Source organism: Methylobacterium nigriterrae (genome assembly GCF_037106235.1).
GTDB classification, from domain to species: Bacteria; Pseudomonadota; Alphaproteobacteria; order Rhizobiales; family Beijerinckiaceae; genus Methylobacterium; species Methylobacterium nigriterrae.
In genome coordinates this window covers 1-283 of record NZ_JBAWTG010000766.1, presented here as the reverse complement: position 1 = coordinate 283, position 283 = coordinate 1, and the positions used below count along the sequence as shown (strand labels likewise).

At 62.2% G+C, this 283-nt stretch carries 1 protein-coding gene; it reads right to left on the bottom strand.

Annotation, left to right across the window (positions count from 1 at the left end):
- On the bottom strand, positions 1-283 hold a 283-nt coding region (locus WDW90_RS39075; RefSeq protein WP_336492992.1), incomplete at both ends, for a Ros/MucR family transcriptional regulator.

Genomic DNA, 283 nt, shown 5'->3' with positions numbered 1-283 from the left:
ATACTCCTCGGCCGTCAGCCCCCGCAGCGTCAGGTGGCGCCGCAGCGTCTTGTACGGCTTTCCGTCCTCGAAGCTGATCAGGTAGTCAGGGGTGATCGACTTCTTGATCTGCGAAGCCGGCACCTTCTCGACGCTCTGGCTCGCTTGTCCCGGGCCCGCGGCAGCTGCGATCAGCGAGGCATGGACGCTCGCGAGTAGTCCTGGGAGTTCGGAGGGAGGCAGAGAGTTGTTCGAGAGGTAGGCCGACACGATATCGGCAGTGATTTCGACGAAGTTGTTCTGC